Genomic DNA, 21,049 nt, shown 5'->3' with positions numbered 1-21,049 from the left:
ATGTCGCGATTGGCGCAGGCAATGAAGCCGTCGCCGACCCTATGCCCATCGGTAGGGTGGATGGCCGAAGCCATCCACCATGGCGGACAAGCCTGCGGCGTTGTCCACCCGACCAAACTCGGGCCGCGAAAGAGGGCGGCCCGCGCCGCAAGGCGCAGGCCGGCCGGAGGCAGGCGCTACGGACCTCAGAAACCGAGCTGTGCGAGCAGATCGTCGACCTGATCCTGGCTGGCCACCGCTTCGCCCGGGGTGGGCTTGATCTGCGGCCCGTTGAGCAGTTTCTTGTGATCGTCGACCGGCTCCCACTCGGCCTCGGCCAGGCGCTTCAAAACCGCCTGTTCGTCGCCGTCGGGCACGCTGTCGATCAGTACCTGGACCAGTTGGTGCTCGATCTCCTGGATCACTTCCATCATCTTCTTGATCACCTGGCCGGTCAGGTCCTGGAAATCCTGGGCCATCAGAATCTCCAGCAGCTGGCTCTGGGTAGCCTGGGTCTGCCGCGGCACCTCGGCCAGATAGGCACGGGTATCGGTGACCAATGCCTTGGCCTGATCCAGCTCCATCGGATCGGCGAACCAGGCCTGCCAGCGCTCGTCCAGCTCCCTCGCGCCCTTGGCCAGCTCGTCCTGGATCGGCTGGGCGCGGTCGACGGCGTTAAGCGCCCGGTCGGCAGCCTGTTCGGTCATCGCGGCGATGTAGCCGAGACGGTCGCGCGCATCCGGAATCGCCTGGGCCGCCTTCTCGATCTCCTTGTCCAGACCCAGCTCGCGCATGCTGTCGCGCAGCATCCGGGTCAGCTGGCCGATACGCTGGATCAAATCCTCGGGGTTGGCGGTGAAACCCTCCCCGTTCAGCTCGTTGGCGCTCATGGACCTGCCTCCTCCCCTGAGTTCATTTGCCCAGTTTTTCGAAGATCTTGTTCAGCTTTTCCTCCAGGGTCGCGGCGGTGAAGGGCTTGACCACGTAGCCGTTGGCACCGGCCTGCGCCGCGGCGATGATGTTCTCCTTCTTCGCCTCGGCGGTCACCATCAGCACCGGCAGGTGCTTGAGCCCGTCGTCGGAGCGAATCTGCTTGAGCATCTCCAGGCCGTCGAGGTTGGGCATGTTCCAGTCCGACACCACGAACTCGAAGCCCCCTCCACGCAGCCTGTTCAGTGCGTCCTGACCGTCCTCGGCCTCTTCGACGTTGTTGAAGCCCAGTTCCTTGAGCAGGCTGCGGACGATCCGGCGCATAGTCGGAAAGTCGTCCACCACCAGGATGCTCATGTTCTTGTCGGCCATTTATGGTCCCCCTCGCAATCAAGGGCGGGCAGTTGTCGCAGCCCGCCGCGGCATGCAAAACGGGGCGCGGCGAGCGCCCCTTCGTTATCGACCTGTCGGGCGGTCGCCCCACTCAAAACTCTTCCCACTGCTCCCCGGCAGTGGCCAGGGCCGGCTTGGCGCTGTCCTTCGCCGCAGCCGGTCTGCGCTCCTTCCGCTGCCCGGCCTGCCCCGTCCGGGACACGGCAGTGCGCGCGCCCCGAGCTTCCTGCTGCGCCGTACGCGGTCGCTCCGCGCCGAGGTGGAACACCGCCACCGCCTCCTCCAGCTGTCGCGCCTGCTCGGCCAGCGAGGCCGAGGCCGCCGACGCCTCCTGCACCAGCGCCGCGTTCTGCTGGGTCACCTCGTCCATCTGCGCGACCGCCGTGTTCACCTGGGCGATCCCCTCGCTCTGCTCGTGCGAGGCCGCCGAAATCTCGTCGATGATGTCGGTCACCCGGTGCACTGCCTTGACCACCTCCTCCATGGTCTGGCCGGCCTGCTCGACCAGTTTCGAGCCGTCGCCGACCCGCCGCGACGAGGCCTCGATCAGTGTCTTGATCTCCCGCGCCGCCTCCGCCGAACGCCCGGCCAGGTTGCGCACCTCGCCGGCCACCACCGCGAAGCCGCGGCCCTGCTCGCCGGCCCGCGCCGCCTCCACCGAGGCGTTCAGCGCCAGGATGTTGGTCTGGAAGGCGATCGAGTCGATCACCCCGACGATCTTGGCGATCTGTTGCGAGCTGTCGCTGATCTCGCGCATCGTCTCCACCACCCGGCCGACCACTTCGCGGCCCTGCCCGGCGGTGCCCGAGGCGTCGTTGGCCAGCGCGCTGGCCTGGCGGGCGTTGTCGGCGTTCTGCTTCACCGTCGCAGTCAGCTCCTCCATGCTCGCCGCGGTTTCCTCCAGCGAGGCGGCCTGCTGCTCGGTGCGCGAGGACAGGTCGGCGTTGCCGCTGGCGATCTGCTGCGCGCCGACCAGGATCGAGCCGCTGCCGGCACGCACGCTGCCGACGATGCGCACTAGGCTTTCCTGCATTTCGCGCAGCGCGCCCAGCAACTGGCCGATCTCGTTGCGCGAAGTGACGGAGATCGCCTGCGAGAGATCCGCCCGGGCCAGGCGCTGCACATGGCCCACCGCCTCGTGCACCGGGCGGACCACGAAGCCCATCAGCATCGCCCTCAGGGCCAGCATCAGCAGCAGAGCGATGGTCAGGGAAATGCCGCCGATGAAGGCGAAGGTGGTGAGGCTCGAGTAGTAGTCGGACATCTGCCGCGCACCATGGGCCTCGAGATAGGCCATGGTGTCCGCCAGGTCCTTGGCGATCTGCGGACCGCGCTTGAACATCATGTCGTCTTCGAGCTGGTCGTAGGTTTCGGTGTCGAGCTTCGACCAGGCCTGCAACTGGCGATCGAGGGTGCCAAGCGATTCGGCCAGACTCGCTGCGGCCTTTTCCAGCAGCTTGCGCCCATCCTCCCTGGAGAACGGCGGCATGGCCTGGAAGTCCGCCAGCGTCTTGCCGGCCAGGGTGATCAGTTCATGAAGTTCGGCCTGCTGCTTCTGGCGCTCCGCGAGAGCGACCTGGCCGACCAGACTCATCTTGCCGTAGGCCTCCAGACGCGCGAAGGCTTTCAGGCGCAGCATGTCGGCCTGACGCAACAGGTCGATCCGGGTCGCAGTCCGCGTTCGGTCCTCGAGCGCCTGATCGCCTATCCTGGTACCTCCATACCCCAGCCCCGCAACGACGGCCAGCAACAACGCAAAACAGCCAAGGGTGGTGGTCACCACCGCCCTTATGCTCAGACTACGCAAGAAACCCAACATCAAGAAATCTCCTTAGCGGCTGCCGGTACAGCCTTCGAATCGGGCTCACTCCCCCGGGTGGGGGGCGAATGCCTTCTTAAAATTTCGCTTTCAAGCGATACCTCTCATCGGCGGCGGGATCGTCTCCCGCGACCTGGCCGACACGCGTACGCACCGGCCTGAAGAGCCATGACCGGAACCTGTTCCGGCAAAATCCATCCACGCCCGCCTGAGCGGGCGTCGTGGTCAAAATTCCTCCCACTGCTCCTCGGCAGTGGCCACTACCGGCTTGCCATGCTCCCTCTCCCGCAGCGGCTCCGGCACCGCTCCCTCCGGACGCCACGCCCGCCCGGCCGGCCGGCCGACGAGGCCATCGATGCCTTCCGTACCAGCGGTGCGCTTTGCTGCCTCACCTCATCCATCCGCGCGACTCTTCGCTCTGCCCGTGCGAGGCCGCCGAGATCCCGGCGAAATGCCGGTCCCGCTGCACCGGGCAAGCTGCCTCCTGCGCATGAAACGCTCCTCGAACAGGTCCGGGCGGGCGCAGGTCAGACCCGCTGCGCCCGCCCGGAGGCGGCCACCTGCTTGAGAATCCGCTCGGCCATGTGCTCGAGCGACACCACCTCGCATGCCCCGCCGAGGGCGATGCCCTCCCGCGGCATGCCGAACACGACACAGCTGGCCTCGTCCTGGGCGAAGGTGAAGGCGCCGGCCTGACGCATCTCCAGCAACCCGCGCGCGCCATCCTTGCCCATCCCGGTGAGCAGCATGCCGATGGCGTTGCGGCCGGCGTTTTCCGCCGCGGAGCGGAACAGCACATCCACCGACGGGCGATGGCGGTTGACCGGCTCGCCATCGTCCAGCCGCGCGACGTAGTTGGCGCCGCTGCGCGCCAGCTTGAGGTGGGCGGTGCCCGGCGCGATGTAGGCATGCCCGGGCAGGATGCGCTCGCCGTCCTCGGCCTCCTTGACGGCGATGTTGCACAGGCGGTCCAGGCGCTCGGCGAACGAGCGGGTGAAGCCGCCCGGCATGTGCTGGGCGATGAGGATGGCCGGACTGTTGGCCGGCAGCGGCTCGAGCACGGCGCGGATCGCCTCGGTGCCGCCAGTGGAGGCGCCGATGATCACCAGCTTTTCGCTGGAGAGGATCGGGGCCTGCAGCGCCTTCGGCCGTGGAGCGCTGCCCGAAGGCGCCTGGCGCGGACGCGAGCGGGCGGCGGCGCGGATCTTCTCGGCGATCAGTTCGCTGTAGTCGAGCATGCCGTGGCGAATGCCCATCTGCGGCTTGGCGATGAAGTCCAGGGCGCCCAGCTCCAGGGCGCGCAGGGTCACCTCCGAGCCGGCCTGGGTCAGCGACGACACCATCAGCACCGGCATGGGCCGCAGACGCATCAGCCGCTCGAGGAAATCCAGGCCGTCCATGCGCGGCATCTCGACGTCGAGGGTCAGAACATCCGGATTGTGCAGCTTGATCAGGTCGCGGGCGACCAGGGGATCGGCGGCGACGGCCACCACCTCCATGTCCGGTTGCGAGTTGATGATTTCGCTCAAGAGGTCGCGTATCAGCGCCGAATCGTCGACGCACAATACTCGGATCTTGGGACTGCCCATGACGGATCTCCTTTTCAACGGCCCTGCCCGGCGCCGGCTGCCCGGCAAAGGACAGGCCCGGCCGTCAGGCCTGCTTGTTCTGGGTATATCGGTTGATTGACGTCAAACTTTAGGCTTGTGAGCGAGGGTGTAGACGGTGTGCCCACGCAGCTTGAAGTCGTCGCAGAGGTAGGTGAAGTTTTCCGAATGGCCGGTGAACAGCAGGCCATCTTCCTTGAGGTAGGAGACGAAGCGTTTGAGGATGCGCGTCTGACTCGGCTTGTCGAAGTAGATCATGATGTTCCGGCAGAAGATCGCGTCGAACGGGCCGGTCAGGTCCCAGCGCGGTGCGTGCAGGTTGAGCTGCCGGAAGTCGATCATGTTCATCAGTTCCGGGCGTACCCGGGCCAGTCCTTCCCGCCCGCCGCTGCCCTTGAGGAAGAAGCGCTTGACGCGCTGCTCGTCGAGCTCGAGGACCTGCTTGAGCGGATACACGCCGGTCCGCGCCTTGGCCAGCGCGTCGCTGTCGATGTCGCTGGCGACGATCCGCGCCTGGCTGGCCTGCTGCGGCCCGAGCGCCTCGATCAGGGTCATCGCGATCGAGTACGGCTCCTCGCCGGTGGAAGCCGCGGCGCACCAGATGCGCACCGGGTCGCGGCGGCCGGCCACATGCTCGGCGAGCAGCGGGAAATGGTGCGGCTCGCGGAAGAAGGCCGTCAGGTTGGTGGTCAGCGCATTGGTGAAGGCTTCCCACTCCCGTGCCGCGGGCTGTCGGGCCAGACGCTCCAGATACTCCGAGAAGTGGCTGATGCCGTGCAGGCGCAGGCGCTTGGCCAGACGGCCGTAGACCATTTCACGCTTGTTGGCGGCCAGGACGATCCCGGCACGCTGATAGATCAGCTGACAGATGCGTTCGAAGTCCGCATCGGTCAGTACCAGATCGCGTCCCAGCGGATCGCTCAGGGACGGTAATTCGGGGTTGCTCAAGATCTGCTTCTCTCCCGGCTCTCGGCTATCCGTCGCTTGCCGTGCCGCTCTTCGCTCTCATGCCCGCGCCCGGTCGACGGCTCCGGACGGGGCACCCCTTCCCCGGAGGACGTACCGCCCCCGGTCACGCGGAATACGGAAATCGCGCGCTGCACCTGGATCGCCTGGGTTTCCAGATGGGTGGCCTGCTGCGCCACCGACTCCACCAGGCGAGCGTTGTGCTGGGTCACCTCGTCCATCTGCGCGACGGCCTGACTGGCCTGGGCGATACCGCTGTTCTGCTCGGCAGAGGCTGCGGCGATCTCCTCCATGATGTCGTTGACCCGGGCGACCGCCGCCACCACGCCTTCGATGGTCTGCTCGGCCCGGCGCACCAGGCGCTCGCCCTGCATGATCTGCTGCGAGGAGTTGTCGATGAGGGTGCGGATTTCCCGGGAGGCCTCCGCCGAACGGCTGGCCAGGTTGCGCACCTCGCCGGCCACCACCGCGAAGCCGCGGCCCTGCTCGCCGGCACGCGCCGCCTCCACCGAGGCGTTCAGCGCCAGGATGTTGGTCTGGAAGGCGATCGAGTCGATCACGTTGATGATTTCGGTCATCTTGTGCGAGGTGGTGGTGATGGTTCCCATGGTATCCACCACCTGCCCCATCACCTGGCCGCTCTCGCGCACGGCCCCGGCCGCCTCCTCGGCCAGCCGGCTGGCTTGGCGGGCGTTGGCGGAGTTCTGCTCCACGGTGACGGTGAGTTGCTCCATGCCGGCCGCGGTCTGCTGCAGCGAGGCCGCCTGCTGCTCGGTGCGCGCATGCAGGTCCAGATTGTCCCTGGCGATCACCTGAGCGGAGTTGGTGAAGGTGTCGACGCTGCCGCTCACATCCGCCGAAATGCTCACCAGGCTCTTGCGCATGGTTTCCAGCATCCGCGTCATCTGGCCCATTTCGCCATTGCCGTAGTCGCCTATGCGCACCATGAGGTTGCCGGCGGCCAGCTGGGAGATGAAGGCGATGGCGGCCTGCAGCGGGCGATCCAGCGTGCGGACGGTCGTGCGCGCCAGCAGGATCAGCCAGAGCATCCCCGCGGCGACCAGCCCCAGCTGGATCTGCAGCAGCGTCTCCGCCAGGTCCTTGTCCCCGCTCTGCAGACCGAAGTAGCCGAGCATGCCGCTGGCCAGCAGCAGCATTCCGCCGGTCGAGACGATCAGCTCCAGTTGCATGGACAGGGAACCCAGCTGCAGGCGCTCGAGCAGACCGCGCCAGCCGCGGCGCACCAGCTTGCCGCGGATCAGGCCGAGATGCTTGCCGCGCCCTTCGCGGATGCTGCGGTAGGCCTGCTCGGCGACCTCCGCCTCCTTGCGCAAGGCCCTGGTGCGCACCGAGGTGTAACCGACCAGCCGTTCGCCTTCGTAATAGGGCGTGACGTTGGCCCGGACCCAGTAATGATCGCCGTTCTTGCGGCGGTTCTTGACGATGCCGTTCCAGCTCAGGCCCTTGCCGACCGTTTCCCACAGGTTGGCGAAGGCGATGGCCGGCATGTCCGGATGCCGGACCAGGTTGTGCGGGGCGCCCATCAGTTCCTCATGGCTGAACCCGCTGATCTTGATGAAAGCCGGATTGGCATAGGTGATCCGTCCCTGGAGGTCCGTTCGCGAAATCAGGAAATCGTCTTCCTGCAGTTCGTACTCGCGCTGGGTCACGGGCCGATTGTTGCGCATGCGAAATTTCCCCCGTACAACGAAGCGATGGGCGGTTCGTAGCCGCCCATTCGTGGTGTGTTTCTTTAGAAGGTCTGCCAGTCGTCGTCGGACCCGGAGGAGCTCCGGCCCGACCGCGAGGCCAGCGGCGGCTCCCGCCGCGCCAGCTCGCGCTCGGCACTCTCGTATTGGCGTTGCGCCCAGGACCCGTCTATTCCCCGGGATGGCGAAGAATCCGTCTCGTAGTTCGCGTCGATGCGGAAGCCGTCCACGGCCTCGCGCAGGCGGCGGGCCTCGCCGACCAACTCATCTGCCGCCTGGTTGGTCTCCTTGACCAGGTTGGCGTTCTGCTGGGTCACGGCGTCCATTTCCAGCACCGCCTTGTCGACCAGGGCGATGCCGTTGCTCTGCTCGCGGGAGGCGGCGGAGATCTCGTCCATGATGTCGGCCACCTTCTGCACCGACTCGACGATTTCCTGCATGGCGCTGCCGGCCTGGGCGACCAGCTTGCTGCCGGCATCCACCTGGTCGACCGAGGCGGTGATCAGGTCGCGGATCTCCTTCGAGGCCTGCGCACTGCGGCTGGCCAGGTTGCGTACCTCGCCGGCCACCACCGCGAAGCCGCGGCCCTGCTCGCCGGCCCGTGCCGCCTCCACCGAGGCGTTCAGCGCCAGGATGTTGGTCTGGAAGGCGATCGAATCGATCAGCTTGATGATTTCCGCCACCTTGTGCGAACTCTCGCTGATCCCGCCCATGGTGCTGACCACCTGGGCGACCAGGTCACCGCCTCGCTTGGCCACTTCGGCGGCGCTGTCGGCCAGGGCGTTGGCCTGATGGGCGTTGTCGGCGTTCTGGCTGACCGTGGAGGTCAGTTGCTCCATGCTGGAGGCGGTGTTCTCAAGCGAGGCGGACTGCTGCACCGTGCGGGTCGAGAGGCTGCGGCTGCCTTCGGCGATCGCCTGGGCCCCTTCGTGGATCAGGTGACTGCTGTGGCGCACGGTGCCCACGGTCTGCGCCAGGCGCTGCTGGATGTCGGCCAGGGCGGCGAACAACTGGCCGATCTCGTTGGTGCTGTGCACTTCGATGCGGCCGGCCAGATCGCCGGAGGCGATCTGCTCGCAGTGCTCCACCACCCGCTGCAGCGGCCGGATCACGTTGGCCGTGACCCCCCACAGCACGATGGCGACGGTCAACACGGAGACGAACAGGGCCGCATAGATGGCCCACTCGATCGCCGCCTCGATCCAGGTGAAGCCGGCCTGCGGCATCGCTCCGCCGCTGGCCAGCGCCTGGCCCAGCCTCTCCAGATCAAGCAGGAAAGGGGCGCCGTGCATCCTGGCCGATTGGCCGTGGTGGCCGGCAACCACCGGATTGCGCCGGACCAGCTCCTGCAGCTGCGGGCGCAGGCCGTTGTCGAGCAGGCTGGCGAAGCGCTTCTGCAGCGCCTGAACCTGTGCTTCATGTTCGACGGCATGCGGCAGGGCGAGGAACGCCTCGAAGGCTGCCTGCAGGCCTTTCAGGCGCTCGTCCAGGGCGACCTTGTCCACCTGATGGCTCGGCGGCACGTCCTGCGCATCGCCGGACTGCGCCGGGGCGCTCACCTGCCCGCGCTGTACCGCCTGCTCCAGGCGGGCCTGCTCGTCGCCCAGCGCCTGCAGCAGCTCCTGCAGCCGGAAGGCGACGGCCTGCAAACCGACGACCTGCTGCAGCTCCTGCTGCTGCCGGCCGAACTCGACCAACTGGCTCTGGCTGCGCTCGGCGTAGTGCACGGAATAGAGGCCCAGCGCACTCAGGCTCACCACCACCGTGCTGAAAAACGCCAGTACCAGCATCCAGCTGAGACGTACCGTCATGTTGTCCAGTAGTTTCAACTCATTCTTCCTTTGCGGTCTGCCCACATTGCGGGTGTTTCATCCAGACGATCAGCTCCAGGCCGGCTCGGCCTGCGCATCGTCCTGTTGGTGATACGGGCGTTTGCCGGCGGGCCGCCCCCGGCCGCGCGCGTCGCCATGGGAGCCCTCGATGACGAAGCGCACCACGTGCCGGTTGAGCTGGACACTCTCGCGGGTCAGGCGCTGCGCAGCCTGGGCGCTGTCCTGAACCATGCCGGCGTTGCGCTGGGTCATCTGGTCCATCTGCGCCACGGCCAGGTTGACCTGCTCGATGCCGCTGCTCTGCTCCACGGAGGCGGAGGAAATCTCGCCGATCAGCGTGTTGAGCTGGCCGATATCGGCGACCATGTCGCGGATCAGCTCGCCGGTCCGGCGTACCTGCTGGTTGCCCGCCTGCACCTGGCTGCCGGCACCGTCGATCAAGCCCTTGATCTCGCGCGCCGCCTCGGCGCTGCGGCTGGCCAGCTGGCGCACCTCGCCGGCCACCACGGCGAAGCCGCGGCCCTGCTCGCCGGCGCGGGCCGCCTCCACCGAGGCGTTCAGCGCGAGGATGTTGGTCTGGAAGGCGATCGAATCGATGGTGTCGACGATGCCCGACATCCGATCGGCGCTGACCTGGATGGCCGCCATGATGTCCACCACCGACTGCATGGCTTCGCCGCCCTTGTGCGCACTCGCCGCACAATTCTCCGCCAGGCTGCTCGCCCGGCCGGCGTGTTCGGCGTTCTGCCGCACGGTGGCGGTCAGTTGCTCCATGGTCGAGGCCGTCTCGGCCAGGGCTGCCGCCTGCTGCTCGGTACGTGCCGCCAGCTCGGCGTTGCCGGCACCGATCGCCTCGGCCTCGGCCTCGACCTGGCGGGCGCTGTCGCCGATGTCGCCGATGACGCTGGCGAGGGCTTCGCGCATGCGGTTCATGTGCGCCAGCACGCTGTCGCTGTCGCCGGGACGCAACACCGGCCTCTGGGTGAGGTCGCCGTCGGCGATATGGCTCACCACCTCGACCGCATGGCGCGGATCGGCGCCGAGATCGCGCATCAGGTCGCGGATGACCCAGCCCATCAGCAGCGAAAGTGCGGCGCCGGCGAGCAACAAGCCGATCACCGACTGCATCAGGCGCTGGATGAACATCTCGTTGATATCGGCAATGTAGATGCCGCTGCCGACATACCAGCCCCAGGGTTCGAAGGTACGGATCAGCGAGCGCTTGTTCTCCAGCTCGCTGGTGCCGTTGTGGCGCCAGGCGTAGTCGAAGTAGGCGTGCCCCTGCCCCTGGTCCGCCGCCCTGGCGAACTCGACGAACAGGTTGCGCCCGTCGGCGTCCTTGAAGTCCGCCAGCGGAGTGCCCGTCTCGATGGTCGGATGGGCGATGTTGCGCGTGTCGGCATCGAACACGAAGAAATACCCGCGCCCACCGTCGTAGCGCATGCTCTTGATCAGCGCAACCGCCCGGGCCTGGCCTTCCTCGCGGCTCACCACTCCACGCTCGACCTGCGTGGCGACATCTCCCAGCACCGAGAGCGCAATATCGACCTGGCTCTCGACCTTGGCCCTGCGCTCATCGAACGTCATGCCGCGCATGATCCAGACTTCCACGACCATCAGCGCCAGCATCGCCAGCCAGGCGGCTGCCAGGGTTCCCCAGAGTTTCTGACGCATTGTCAGACTGCCCATTCATCTCTCCTTGCACTGCATTCTTATGGTTATCGAGTCCCGGGACGCTGCCGCCAGCCCTACCGCCAAGGGGGCCTTTTCCGCTCTATCGGCAAGCGACAGCCGGACTTGAGATGAGGCCGGCGCCAAGCTGCGCCACCGGCACTCCGAGCCTGGGGAGGCCCAACATCAAGCCACGGTCTTCTCCACCAGGGCCATTTCCTCGCTGGTCAGCAGCTTGTCGATGTCGACCAGCACCAGCATGCGCTCGCCGATGCTCGCCAGCCCGCAGAGGTAATCGGAGGACAGCGACAGGCTGAACTCGGGCGCCGGCTTGATCTGGTCGGGGGACAGGCTGATCACGTCGGACACGCCGTCGACCACCACGCCGACGATGCGTCCCTCGACGTTGACCACGATGACCACCGTCTGCCCGCCGTACTCGATGCGCTCGAGGTGAAACTTGATGCGCAGGTCGACGATGGGCACGATCACACCGCGCAGGTTGGTCACCCCCTTGATGAAGTCCGGGGTGTTGGCGATCCGCGTGACGTTCTCGTAGCTGCGGATTTCCTGGGCCTTGAGGATATCGATGGCGTATTCCTCGCTGCCCAGCGAGAACACCAGAAATTCGCGGGTATGGGTGTCGGCGATGGCCGCCGCCAGATCGGCTTGCTTGAGGGAAGTCATGACAGCATCAGCTCCTGTTCGGTCGCAGCCGCACGTTCCTGACGGGCGGCGCTCTGTCTGCGGTTGAGGCGTTGCAAATCGGCGATGTCGAGAATCAGCGAGACGCTGCCATCGCCGAGGATGGTCGCGGCGGAGACGCCCGGCACCTTGCGGTAATTGGTTTCCAGGTTCTTCACCACCACCTGCTGCTGGCCGACCAGTTCGTCCACCAGCAGGGCGCAGCGGGTGCCCTCGCCCTGCACGATCACGACGATGCATTCGCTCGGCCGGGTGCGTGCGCCGGGAATGCCGAAGACCTGGTGCAGCGGCAGCAGCGGCAGGTACTCGTCGCGCACCTTGAGCAGCTGGTCGGTGCCGGCCATCGCGTAGATGTCCTCGCTGCGCGGCTGCAGGGATTCGATCACGGCGTTCAGCGGCAGGATGAAGATCTCCTCGCCGGCCCGGATCGACATGCCGTCGAGGATCGCCAGGGTCAGCGGCAGCACGATGCGGGTGGTGGTGCCCTGGCCTTGGCGCGACAGGATCTGCACGTGTCCGCCGAGCGACTGGATGTTGCGCTTGACCACATCCATGCCGACACCGCGTCCGGAAACGTCGCTGACCACCTCGGCGGTGGAGAAGCCGGGCGCGAAGATCAGTTGCCAGACCTCGTCGTCGCTCATGCTGTCGGAAACCGCCAGGCCGTTGCTGCGCGCCTTGGCCAGCAGCTTGTCGCGGTTGAGGCCGGCGCCGTCGTCGATGACGTCGATCAGGATGTTGCCGCCCTGGTGCTGCGCCGACAGGGTCAGGCGCCCGGTGCGCGGCTTGCCGGCGGCCTCGCGCACCTCGGGCGACTCGATGCCGTGATCGAGGCTGTTGCGCACCAGGTGGTTCAGCGGGTCGACGATGCGCTCCACCAGGCTCTTGTCCAGCTCGGTGGACTTGCCCACGGTGACCAGCTCGACCTCCTTGCCCAGCTTGGCCGCCAGGTCGTGGACCTGGCGCGGGAAGCGGCTGAACACGAAATCCATCGGCACCATGCGAATGGACATCACCGCTTCCTGCAGGTCGCGGGCATTGCGCTGCAGGAGGGCGATGCCGTTGACCAGCTCGCTGTGCATGGCGCCGTCCAGCCGGCCGAGCATCTGGTCGAGCATCGACTGGGTGATGACCAGCTCGCCCACCAGGTTGATGATCTGGTCGACCTTGGCCACCGGCACGCGCAGGGAGGTGGATTCGCCGTTGTTATTGTTGTTGGCCGGTGCCTTGCCGGAGGCCACCGGGGGTGACGAAGCGGCAGCAGGCGCCGGGGCGGCCACGGGTGCAGGCGGAGCCGCGACCACCGCGGGCACTGTCTTCCTCTCCTCGGCAGGCAGGACCGTCGGCATGGGCTCGTGCGGCGGCGCCTCGGCCTGCGCGGCAGCGCCAGCCGCCTTCGACGGCGCGGCGGGAGCCGCGAGCGCCTGGATCTCCAGCTGCTCGGGCTCGACCACGAAGCAGAGCACGGCCTCGATGTCGTCGGCGCTTTCGCCGGTGGCCAGCTCCACCTCGTAGCGCTGAACGTCGCCGCTCTGGCCGAGGATGCTGCCGAAATGCTTGAGCTCCTCGATCAGCAGCTCGCGGTCCTTCTCGGCGACGCCGAGCAGAACCACGCGCAGGCGCTCCGTCCCCTCTTCGCCCACAGGCGCCTCTGCCGCTTCCGGCTCGGGCGAGGGCGCCGGCTCGGCGACCGGGCTCGGGGCCGGCACCGGTGCCGGGGCGTGCCCGGCCACCTCCGGCCCCTGCTTGCCGAGCTCCTCCAGGGCCATCTGCTGCAGGGTTTGACAGATACGCGCGAATGCCTCGGGGTCAGGTTCGCTGCCGTTGCGATAGGCGGCTAGCTGGTCTTGCAGCATGTCCTTGGTTTCCAGGAAGGTGTCGACGATATCGCGCCGCAGCTTCAGCTCGCCGCGGCGCAGGTGGTCGAGGATGTTCTCGAAGATGTGGGTAGTCCGTTGCAGGACGTCGAAGCCGAAGGTGCCGGCACCGCCCTTGATGGAGTGGGCGGCACGGAAGATGGCGTTGAGCTGCTCGGGATCGGGGGACTCGATGTCCAGCTCGAGCAGATGACGTTCCATATCTTCCAGCAGTTCTGCAGCCTCCTCGAAGAAGGTGTCGTAGAAGTCGGTGATATCCATGCAAGCACCCTGGCTTATGGTGGTTGGTTAAGGCCTGGCGGCCGGTCGCGCGGGGCCGTTGGCGGTCGCCGGGCCGGCGCTGTCCCGGGATGCGCCCTCCGTTGCCGGCCGGTTGCCGCCATCCCCGCTCGACAGGGGGCCGTATTCCCGCTGATCGAGAATCGAGTCGGCGAAGCGGCTGTCCAGCACGATCACCGCAATGCGCCGGTTGGCCGCATCGTTCGGTGCGGCACCCTCGAAGGGAATCCGGTCGGACATCCCCGAGGTGCGCAGCAGTTTTTCCGGGGCCAGACCGCCGCCGATCAGCTCGCGGCGCGAGGCATTGGCGCGATCGGCCGACAGCTCCCAGTTGCTGTAGCCCGCCTCACCGCCGGCATAGGGCAGACTGTCGGTGTGTCCGGTGATCTGGATGCGGTTCGGCAGCTCGTTGAGCATCGGCGCCAGGGTGCGCAGCAGGGTGCGCATGTAGGGAGCCACCTTGGCACTGCCGATCTCGAACATCGGTCGCTGCTCGGTATCCACCAGCTGGATGCGCAGCCCTTCGGGAGTGAGGTCGACGAGAATCTGGTCCCTGAGGTCCTTGAGCAGCGGGTCGATATTGATCGCCGCCTCCAGACGCTCCTCCAGCTCCCGCAGGCGCTTGCGCTCGAGCTCGTCGATGCGGCGCTGCTCCTGGCGCAGGTCGATGCGCGCGCGCTCGCCCTCGGCGAAGGTCGGGTCCGGTCCGCCACCGGGAATCACGCTCTGGCTGGCGCCATCGCGGTCGCCGCCGGCCATCGCCACCAGCAGCGGCGTACGGAAGTATTCGGCGACCGCGATACGGTGCTCGTCACTGGCGCTGGCAAGCGTCCAGAGCACCAGGAACAAGGCCATCAGGGCGGTCATGAAGTCGGCGAAGGCGATCTTCCAGGCGCCGCCGTGGTGACCGTGTCCGCCCTTCTTCTTGCGGCGGATGATGATGACGGGACGGTCACTCATGCACTGCCGGCTCCGGAGCTCTTGCTGTTGCGCACATGCTCCTCGAGCTCGCTGGCGGAGGGGCGTTCGGCGCTGTGCAGCGCCTTGCGGCCGAACTCCACGGCCACCTGCGGGGCATAGCCGTTGAGGCTGGCGAGCAGGGTGACGCGCATGCATTGGAGCATCTTCACCGCCTCGCCCACCTGGCGGTCGATCCGGCTGGCGGCCGGTGCGACGCACCCGTAGGCGAGCAGGATGCCGAGGAAGGTGCCGACCAGCGCGTGGGCGATCATCAGGCCCATCTCGTCGGGACCGACATCGGCCATGCTCAGCGCCTTCACCACACCCATCACCGCGGCGACGATGCCGAAGGCCGGCAGGGCATCGCTGACCTTGGTCAGCGCATCCACCGGCAGGTGCGCCTCGTGCTCGAACTCCTCGATCTCGTGGACCATCAGCTCGTCGAGCTCATGGGCGGCCATGTTGCCGCTGATCATCAGCCTCAGGTAGTCGGTGAGGAAGGTGATGATCATCGGGTCCTGGACGACCTTGGGGTATTCGCTGAACAGCGCGCTCTCGGCCGGGTTCTCGATTTCCTTCTCGATGGCCAGCATGCCCTCGCGCCGGGCCTTGCTCAGCAGGTTGTAGAACAGCGACATCAGCTCCAGGTAGAGCGCCTTGTCGTAGCTGTTGGTGCGCCGCATGCGCGAGAAGGCCCCCAGGGTGGCCTTGATGATCTTGCCGTTATTGGCGGCGATGAAGGCGCCGACTGCGGCGCCGCCGATGATCAGCAGCTCGAGCGGCTGGAACAGCGGCCCCAGGCTGCCGCCGGACAGCGCATAGCCACCGAATACCGAGAGCATGACAACAATGAGACCCAGAGCGATCAGCACAGGCGAGTCCTTCCAGAGAGAAGCAGTATCCGGGATATCGGCAGGAAGGAATAAGGCTTGAGGGCTTTTCGGAAAACTTTGCCGACCCCGGTGACAGGGAGGTCGGCAGAGCCGGAAAGCTTGAACGAAGGAGATGGAGGAAGGGCCGCCTCCCCGGCTCAACCCTTGGCGCAGAACCCCGGCAGCAGCGTGTCGTCGGCCGCCATCATCTGCAGCTCGATCTCCCGCCGCTTGCGCGTCTTGCCGGCACGCGAAGGCGGCTGGCAGATACCGCAGACGAAATCCCGGGTCGGCGCGTGGGCATGGGCCACGAACTCCCCGCCACAGCAGGTGCAGCGGATCATCTCGAGCATTTCGCTCTCGAAGAAGCGCACCAGCGTCCAGGCCCGGGTCAGCCCGAGGACGAATTCGGCCTCGTCCAGCTGCACCTGCTCAAGATAGAGCCGGAAGGCCTTGACGAACGCCTCCATCCGCTCACAGCCGCAATGCTCCCGCAGGCTGCGATAGATCCCGTAGAACAGCGAGGAATGGATGTTCGGCAACCAGGTCACGAACCAGTCGGTGGAAAAGGGCAGCATGCCCTTGGGCGGCGACACGCCCCGCAACTCCTTGTACAGGCGGATCAGGCGCCCCCGGCTGAGATCGGTTTCGGTTTCCAGCACCTGCAGGCGGGCACCCAGCTCGATCAGCTCGATGGCCAGCTGCACCTGCATCATTTCGTTTACCAGACTCTTTTCCGTCATGACTCGGCATTCCCCACTCGCCCCACCGACTGCGATCCCACCGACTGGTCGGCGGAAATCATCAGCAAGGAGGCATGCAGCCGCGCCAGCCCCGGCTCGCGGGAATTGTTCAAAACCTTCATCAACTGCCCGGCATCCTCGAAGCCCGGCCTGCAGATCAGCTGATTGGTACGTGCCAGCTGCACCAGCTGCTTGCCCGATAACCCTGCCAGCAAGTTGGCCATCTCTTCGCTCAGCTTCAAGCGGAAAATGGCAGTAGCGCGATCCTTGCGTAACAGCCGCTGCACCAGCAGCAGATAGGTGAGATTCAAATCCTGAATCTCTTCGATGAGGGTATCGACAACCATTGGTACTCCTGTAACTCCAACGACAAGCACCCCTGAACCTGGAACGCCCTATGAAGATTTCCTAAAAATCACCACGTTAGAAATGGTTGGCACGGGAATCGTGAGCGGCGTCAAAAAAAATGGCCTTTCCGAGCGCCATTTTTTGAACTTTATCATGCTGTTGTTGTATCCGCTCTAGCGGACTCGCGGAAAGTCGCAGGGACAGGAACGGGAGGATGCGACCGCCTCAATCGACGGACTCGCGGCGGGTCGTCTCGAGGCCATAGACCCAGACCAGCAACTCGGCCACCACCTGATAGAGCTGCGGAGGAATCTGCGCATCCAGATCCACCTGCATGAGCAGACCCACCAGCTCTGGCGCGGCATGCACCGGCACACCCTGACGATGCGCCTCGGCGACGATGCGCTCGGCCAGCAGACCATATCCCTTGGCCACTACCCGCGGCGCTCCGTCCCCCTCGCCGTAGGCCAGCGCCAGCGCCTGCCGCCGCCCCCCCGCCGCGCCCCGGCCGCCTCGCTCTTCACTCATCGGGATTCTCCGCAGCCCACTGCGCATCGAGACAGCGCAACGCGAGTTCTCCGGGGAAACACTGAGCGATACGCTCCCGCAGGAATCCCTCGGTACGCGCAAAGTAATCGAGCAGCTCCGGCGACGCAGTGACCATGGTCAACGACAAGGACTGCCCCCCCAACCAGACCTCCACCCCCAGAGCTCCATGTCCGGGCAAGTCCAGATCGAGCCGCAGGCACCAGCGCGCATCCGCGGGCACAGCCTCCCCCTCACCCTCGCCCGACCGGGCCGATCCCTGTCGATCCGCCTCGGGAGCCTGCACGGACAGGAACATGAACAACCCCGGCCAGGCCTCGCCCTCCCAGTGCAGCACCGGATTGGCCAGCAGCTCCAGCTGATGACGGACCAGGCCCTGCACCTGCTCCCTGGACAGTGCCGGCCCGGTCTGCAGGGCATCTTCGGATTCGAGGACAAGAGACTCGGCAGGCAGCGTCTCGCCGTCGACGGCCTCCGGCCGGCCCGGCATCGGCGCCGCGGGTGGCGCAGCCCCGCCCCCGGCGCGCGGCGAGGAGCCCCCCCCCTTCTCCGGAGGCTGCCAGCCCCCCATCTGCGGCTCGCGCGCCAATGCCTGCAGCGGCAACTCGCCGCGATACCAGCGCGCCAGGTGGGACTCGTAGAAAAGCCCACTCTCGCCGATGCTCTGCCTGAGCAGACCGGCAAGCAGGGTGGCGGCAGGTGGAGTGTCGGCAGAGGGCAGCAGCGGCGCACCAGGCATGATCGCCGACGGACGCGCCGGATGCTCGCGAAGCACGTCGGCAATGGTACGCGCAGCCGGACTGAGACGGGTCGCAGCGGAGGCCGGCCCCGTCGCCTCTCCCGGGCTCGTCGGGCGGGAAGTGATCTCATCGCCGTGCTGCGGCGTCTGCAGCAGCGGCGACAACAGCCGCGGACTGCGCGCATCCAGACGGGAATCGCTGTGCACCGCACGCGCCACCCCGCCCGGAACGATCGGCTCTACCGGCCGGTCGCCCTGCCGTGTCGTCGGCAGATCGACCGGCTTGCCCAACACCTGGTGCAGCAGACTGTCGAGCAGCGGAGTGATCCCGCTCACGGCAGGCCTTTATCGAAGCGCTCGGCGGCTTGGTACACGATCGATGCGCCCACGGCAGGACGATAGGTGCGGTTCAGTTCGCGCTGGCGACGCGAATTGAGGATCAGCCGGCCGAGCTCGTCGCGGCGCGTCAGCAGGTGCGTACGAATCTCCGCATCCAGCGCCAGGATCTGCTCCAGCAACTCGATCTTGCGCAACTGCTCCCGGTGCCCGAGCGAAACCTCGGCTTCCAGCTGCCGAAGCCGTTCGGCATCGATCAAGCCACAGGATTTCTCCTCCAACAGAGCCGTCCAGTCGCCGCGACGAGCCAGTTCCAGCATGCTTTTCGACTGCTGCAGAAGCAGCTCGTAGGACTCGATGAGTTGCCGACCCCGATCCATGCTCAACCTCCCCCTGCCTGGGGGCCGATCTCCCGCCAGGCGGAGCCGACCTGCTCCAGCAAGGCCGCAGCCTCGTCCAGGCTGTGCTCGTCGTTGTGCAGATTGGCGCGCAGCAGCAGCCGCGACACGTACTCGTAGAGCTGCTCCAGCCGTCCGGCCAGTTCCCCGCCGCGCTCATGGTCCAGCGCGGCGAGCAGCCCCATGTTGACGATATCGATCGCCTTGGAGATGGCCTTGCCCTTCTCCGCGACGTTGCCTGCCTGCATGTGCAGCCGGGCCGTCCGGATCGCCGCCTGGACACCATCGAACAGCATCACGATCAACTGGTGGGGAGAGGCCGACATGACCCCGCTCTCGACCCCCACCCTGGCATAGGCGCCTGCCCCACGCATGACAGTCACGTCAATCCCCCCTTGGCTTTTTGCTTACGAGTCGCCCAGCATGGCCTTCATGGCGTCGAACTGCTGAGTCAGATAGGTACTGGTCGAGTTCATCTGGGCGATCAGCGTATCGAGTGAGGAGAACTGCACGCGATAACGCTCGATGGTCGCGGCGATGCTGCTCTCCATGCGCGCGTAACGCTCGTCCAGCGCCTCGCTGCGCGATTCGAGTCCCTCGATGGCGCTGCTGATGACCCCCTTGCTGTCCAGGATGTCGGTCAGCGACGTGTTCAGCCTGGCGGCCAGGCCCGGCTTGTCGGCGGTGCCGGCGAACAGCGCCTGGACATCTGCAAGATCGCCTTCGAGCGCCTTGGTCAGCTTGCTGTCGTCGACCCTCAGGGTGCCGTCGAGCTGCAGCGAAACCCCCAGATCCGACAGGTAGCGATAGGTGCCCTCGTCGAGGCCGCCGGTGACGGTCTGGCGCAGCCGGCTCTGCACGCCGCGCAGGGTCGAGTCGCCGAGCAGGGTACCGGCCTTGCCGCTGTCGGCATCGTAGGAAGTGAGATTGTCGGTGGTGCCGTCCAGGGAGTTGAAGGCGCTGACGAAGCTGCTGATGGCCGACTTGATCGATGCGGTGTCGCGCTCGACGGTCAGAGTCTGCGCATCGCCGGTGGCGGACACGGTCAGGGTCACCCCGTGCAGGGCACCCTCGACGGTGTTGCCCTGGCTGGTGATGGCCAGGCCGTTCACGGTCAGTTGGGCGTTCTTGGCTGCCGCCGTTTCCTTGTAGCCACTCGCATTGGTATCGGCATCGTAGGGATTGAGTAGCGTATTCAGTTGATCGCCACCACTCCCTCCATCGGCGAAACTCACCGTCATGGCCGACTCGGTGCCGGTCGACTTGGCGGTCAGCGCCAGACGCCAGGGCGTGCCGCTGCCGTCGTTGACGATCGAGGCGGTGACACTCCCCTTCTTGGCGTTGATCGCGTCGCGGATGGCCTCCAGGGAGTTGCTGCCGGCCGCCACATTGATGGTCAGGGTTTCCTCGCCACTGCTGATGGTCAGGGTCCCGGCGCCCAGGGCGGCGGTTTTGTCAGCTACCCCGGCAGTGGCCAGGCTGTGTGCCTGGGCGAGCTGGGTCACCTGCACCTGGTAGCTGCCCGGCACCGCGCTGGAGGTCACCGCCACGCCCACGCCACTGCCGCTGATGCGGCTGGTCTGCCCCTGGTAGGTGGAGGTCGTGGCGAGCTTCTTGACCGCAGTCTGCAGGCTGGTCAGGGAACTCTGCAGGCGGCCGAAGGCGGAAATCTTGCTCTCGATGACACTCTGCTGGTTGGTGATGGGGGTGAGTTTCAGACGCTCGGCGGATTCGAGCTGATCCAGAAGACCGGTGAGGTCGAGACCCGAGCCAACGCCCAGTGACGAGATAGTAGCCATGTCAGTCCTTATGAAGCAGCGCGGCGGCCCGCGAAGCGGACGGCTGCGCAATAGCCGATTTCGTTTGCTGCTTCAGGATATCGGCCTCGCCGCGGCAGACTTTAGCGACCATCCGCCGCCCGGCCTCAGACCTGCATGCTCATCACTTCCTTGTAGGCACTGACTAGACGGTTGCGTACCTGCACGCCCATCTGGAAAGCCACGCTGGCCTTCTGCATGTCCACCATCACGTCGTTCAGGGCCACCCCCGGCTCGCCGGCCTGGAAGGCATCGGACTTGGCGCTGGCGGTCTGCTGCAGCTGGTTGACCCGATGGATCGCCGCCTGCAATTCGCCGGCGAAGCTTCCCGGTGCGGCTCCGGCCGCCTGCAGGCTCGGACCGGGGGCGCCGGCGGCCTGACTGGCGAGAATCTGCATCTGCTGCAAGGCGGACTGGATGACGGGCGAACTCATGGGCAGGCCTGCAAGAAAAAATGGACGAACGTTTGATGGTTGCAAGCCTAACAACCCCTCCTGACCCGGCAAGCGGCCAATTGACCCTA

At 66.4% G+C, this 21,049-nt stretch carries 20 protein-coding genes; all 20 read right to left on the bottom strand.

Annotated elements, in window-relative coordinates; all coding sequences use genetic code 11:
• Positions 1-185 precede the first annotated feature (185 nt).
• The 20 genes from cheZ to fliE all read right to left on the bottom strand — a co-directional run bounded on the left by cheZ (position 186) and on the right by fliE (position 20,960).
• A complete protein-coding gene (cheZ, locus tag GCU53_RS00525; protein WP_152385897.1) occupies positions 186-869 on the bottom strand; it encodes a protein phosphatase CheZ in 684 nt (227 codons plus the stop codon).
• 22 nt (positions 870-891) lie between these two features.
• Complete coding sequence (cheY, locus tag GCU53_RS00520; RefSeq protein ID WP_152385896.1) at positions 892-1,281, bottom strand: chemotaxis response regulator CheY; 390 nt, start codon at positions 1,279-1,281, stop codon at positions 892-894.
• A gap of 112 nt (positions 1,282-1,393) precedes the next feature.
• The gene (locus GCU53_RS00515; RefSeq protein ID WP_152385895.1) at positions 1,394-3,121 is read right to left on the bottom strand and encodes a methyl-accepting chemotaxis protein; all 1,728 of its coding nucleotides are present in this window, start codon (positions 3,119-3,121) and stop codon (positions 1,394-1,396) included.
• A gap of 527 nt (positions 3,122-3,648) precedes the next feature.
• The gene (locus GCU53_RS00510) at positions 3,649-4,710 is read right to left on the bottom strand and encodes a protein-glutamate methylesterase/protein-glutamine glutaminase (RefSeq protein WP_152385894.1); all 1,062 of its coding nucleotides are present in this window, start codon (positions 4,708-4,710) and stop codon (positions 3,649-3,651) included.
• A 102-nt stretch (positions 4,711-4,812) separates the two neighbouring features.
• Positions 4,813-5,676 (bottom strand): CheR family methyltransferase, encoded by an 864-nt coding sequence (locus GCU53_RS00505; RefSeq protein ID WP_152385893.1) that lies wholly within the window; start codon positions 5,674-5,676, stop codon positions 4,813-4,815.
• Positions 5,673-7,382 (bottom strand): methyl-accepting chemotaxis protein, encoded by a 1,710-nt coding sequence (locus tag GCU53_RS00500; RefSeq protein WP_152385892.1) that lies wholly within the window; start codon positions 7,380-7,382, stop codon positions 5,673-5,675. Before GCU53_RS00500 ends, GCU53_RS00505 begins: the two co-directional genes overlap by 4 nt.
• 65 nt (positions 7,383-7,447) lie before the next feature.
• Entirely contained in the window at positions 7,448-9,232 is a 1,785-nt protein-coding gene (locus GCU53_RS00495; protein ID WP_280115849.1) for a methyl-accepting chemotaxis protein, read from the bottom strand.
• A gap of 51 nt (positions 9,233-9,283) precedes the next feature.
• Positions 9,284-10,924 carry a methyl-accepting chemotaxis protein gene (locus GCU53_RS00490; RefSeq protein ID WP_152385891.1) on the bottom strand — a complete coding sequence of 547 codons (1,641 nt, stop codon included), beginning with the start codon at positions 10,922-10,924 and terminating at the stop codon, positions 9,284-9,286.
• 168 nt (positions 10,925-11,092) lie between these two features.
• Entirely contained in the window at positions 11,093-11,593 is a 501-nt protein-coding gene (locus GCU53_RS00485) for a chemotaxis protein CheW (RefSeq protein WP_152385890.1), read from the bottom strand.
• Complete coding sequence (gene cheA / locus GCU53_RS00480) at positions 11,590-13,749, bottom strand: chemotaxis protein CheA (RefSeq protein ID WP_152385889.1); 2,160 nt, start codon at positions 13,747-13,749, stop codon at positions 11,590-11,592. The genes GCU53_RS00485 and cheA overlap by 4 nt, the downstream gene beginning before the upstream one ends.
• Positions 13,750-13,776: 27 nt before the next feature.
• A complete protein-coding gene (gene motB / locus GCU53_RS00475) occupies positions 13,777-14,727 on the bottom strand; it encodes a flagellar motor protein MotB (protein WP_152385888.1) in 951 nt (316 codons plus the stop codon).
• Positions 14,724-15,599 (bottom strand): flagellar motor stator protein MotA, encoded by an 876-nt coding sequence (gene motA / locus GCU53_RS00470; RefSeq protein WP_152385887.1) that lies wholly within the window; start codon positions 15,597-15,599, stop codon positions 14,724-14,726. The genes motB and motA overlap by 4 nt, the downstream gene beginning before the upstream one ends.
• Before the next feature lie 158 nt (positions 15,600-15,757).
• Positions 15,758-16,342 carry a flagellar transcriptional regulator FlhC gene (gene flhC / locus GCU53_RS00465; protein ID WP_152385886.1) on the bottom strand — a complete coding sequence of 195 codons (585 nt, stop codon included), beginning with the start codon at positions 16,340-16,342 and terminating at the stop codon, positions 15,758-15,760.
• A complete protein-coding gene (gene flhD / locus GCU53_RS00460; RefSeq protein ID WP_152385885.1) occupies positions 16,339-16,689 on the bottom strand; it encodes a flagellar transcriptional regulator FlhD in 351 nt (116 codons plus the stop codon). The genes flhC and flhD overlap by 4 nt, the downstream gene beginning before the upstream one ends.
• Positions 16,690-16,915: 226 nt before the next feature.
• Positions 16,916-17,218 carry an EscU/YscU/HrcU family type III secretion system export apparatus switch protein gene (locus tag GCU53_RS00455; RefSeq protein ID WP_152385884.1) on the bottom strand — a complete coding sequence of 101 codons (303 nt, stop codon included), beginning with the start codon at positions 17,216-17,218 and terminating at the stop codon, positions 16,916-16,918.
• Entirely contained in the window at positions 17,211-18,311 is a 1,101-nt protein-coding gene (locus tag GCU53_RS00450) for a flagellar hook-length control protein FliK (RefSeq protein WP_152385883.1), read from the bottom strand. The genes GCU53_RS00455 and GCU53_RS00450 overlap by 8 nt, the downstream gene beginning before the upstream one ends.
• Complete coding sequence (gene fliT / locus GCU53_RS00445) at positions 18,308-18,691, bottom strand: flagellar protein FliT (protein WP_152385882.1); 384 nt, start codon at positions 18,689-18,691, stop codon at positions 18,308-18,310. The genes GCU53_RS00450 and fliT overlap by 4 nt, the downstream gene beginning before the upstream one ends.
• Before the next feature lie 2 nt (positions 18,692-18,693).
• Positions 18,694-19,083 carry a flagellar export chaperone FliS gene (fliS, locus tag GCU53_RS00440; RefSeq protein WP_152389732.1) on the bottom strand — a complete coding sequence of 130 codons (390 nt, stop codon included), beginning with the start codon at positions 19,081-19,083 and terminating at the stop codon, positions 18,694-18,696.
• Between the two features lie 33 nt (positions 19,084-19,116).
• Complete coding sequence (fliD, locus tag GCU53_RS00435; RefSeq protein WP_152385881.1) at positions 19,117-20,508, bottom strand: flagellar filament capping protein FliD; 1,392 nt, start codon at positions 20,506-20,508, stop codon at positions 19,117-19,119.
• A gap of 125 nt (positions 20,509-20,633) precedes the next feature.
• Positions 20,634-20,960, bottom strand: a complete 327-nt coding sequence (fliE, locus tag GCU53_RS00430; RefSeq protein WP_152385880.1) for a flagellar hook-basal body complex protein FliE — start codon at positions 20,958-20,960, stop codon at positions 20,634-20,636.
• Positions 20,961-21,049: the final 89 nt, after the last annotated feature.

Source organism: Azotobacter salinestris (assembly GCF_009363155.1).
Classification (GTDB): domain Bacteria; phylum Pseudomonadota; class Gammaproteobacteria; order Pseudomonadales; family Pseudomonadaceae; genus Azotobacter; species Azotobacter salinestris.
The sequence above is the reverse complement of the archived record's forward strand: the minus strand, read 5'-3'. Positions and strand labels throughout refer to the sequence as shown.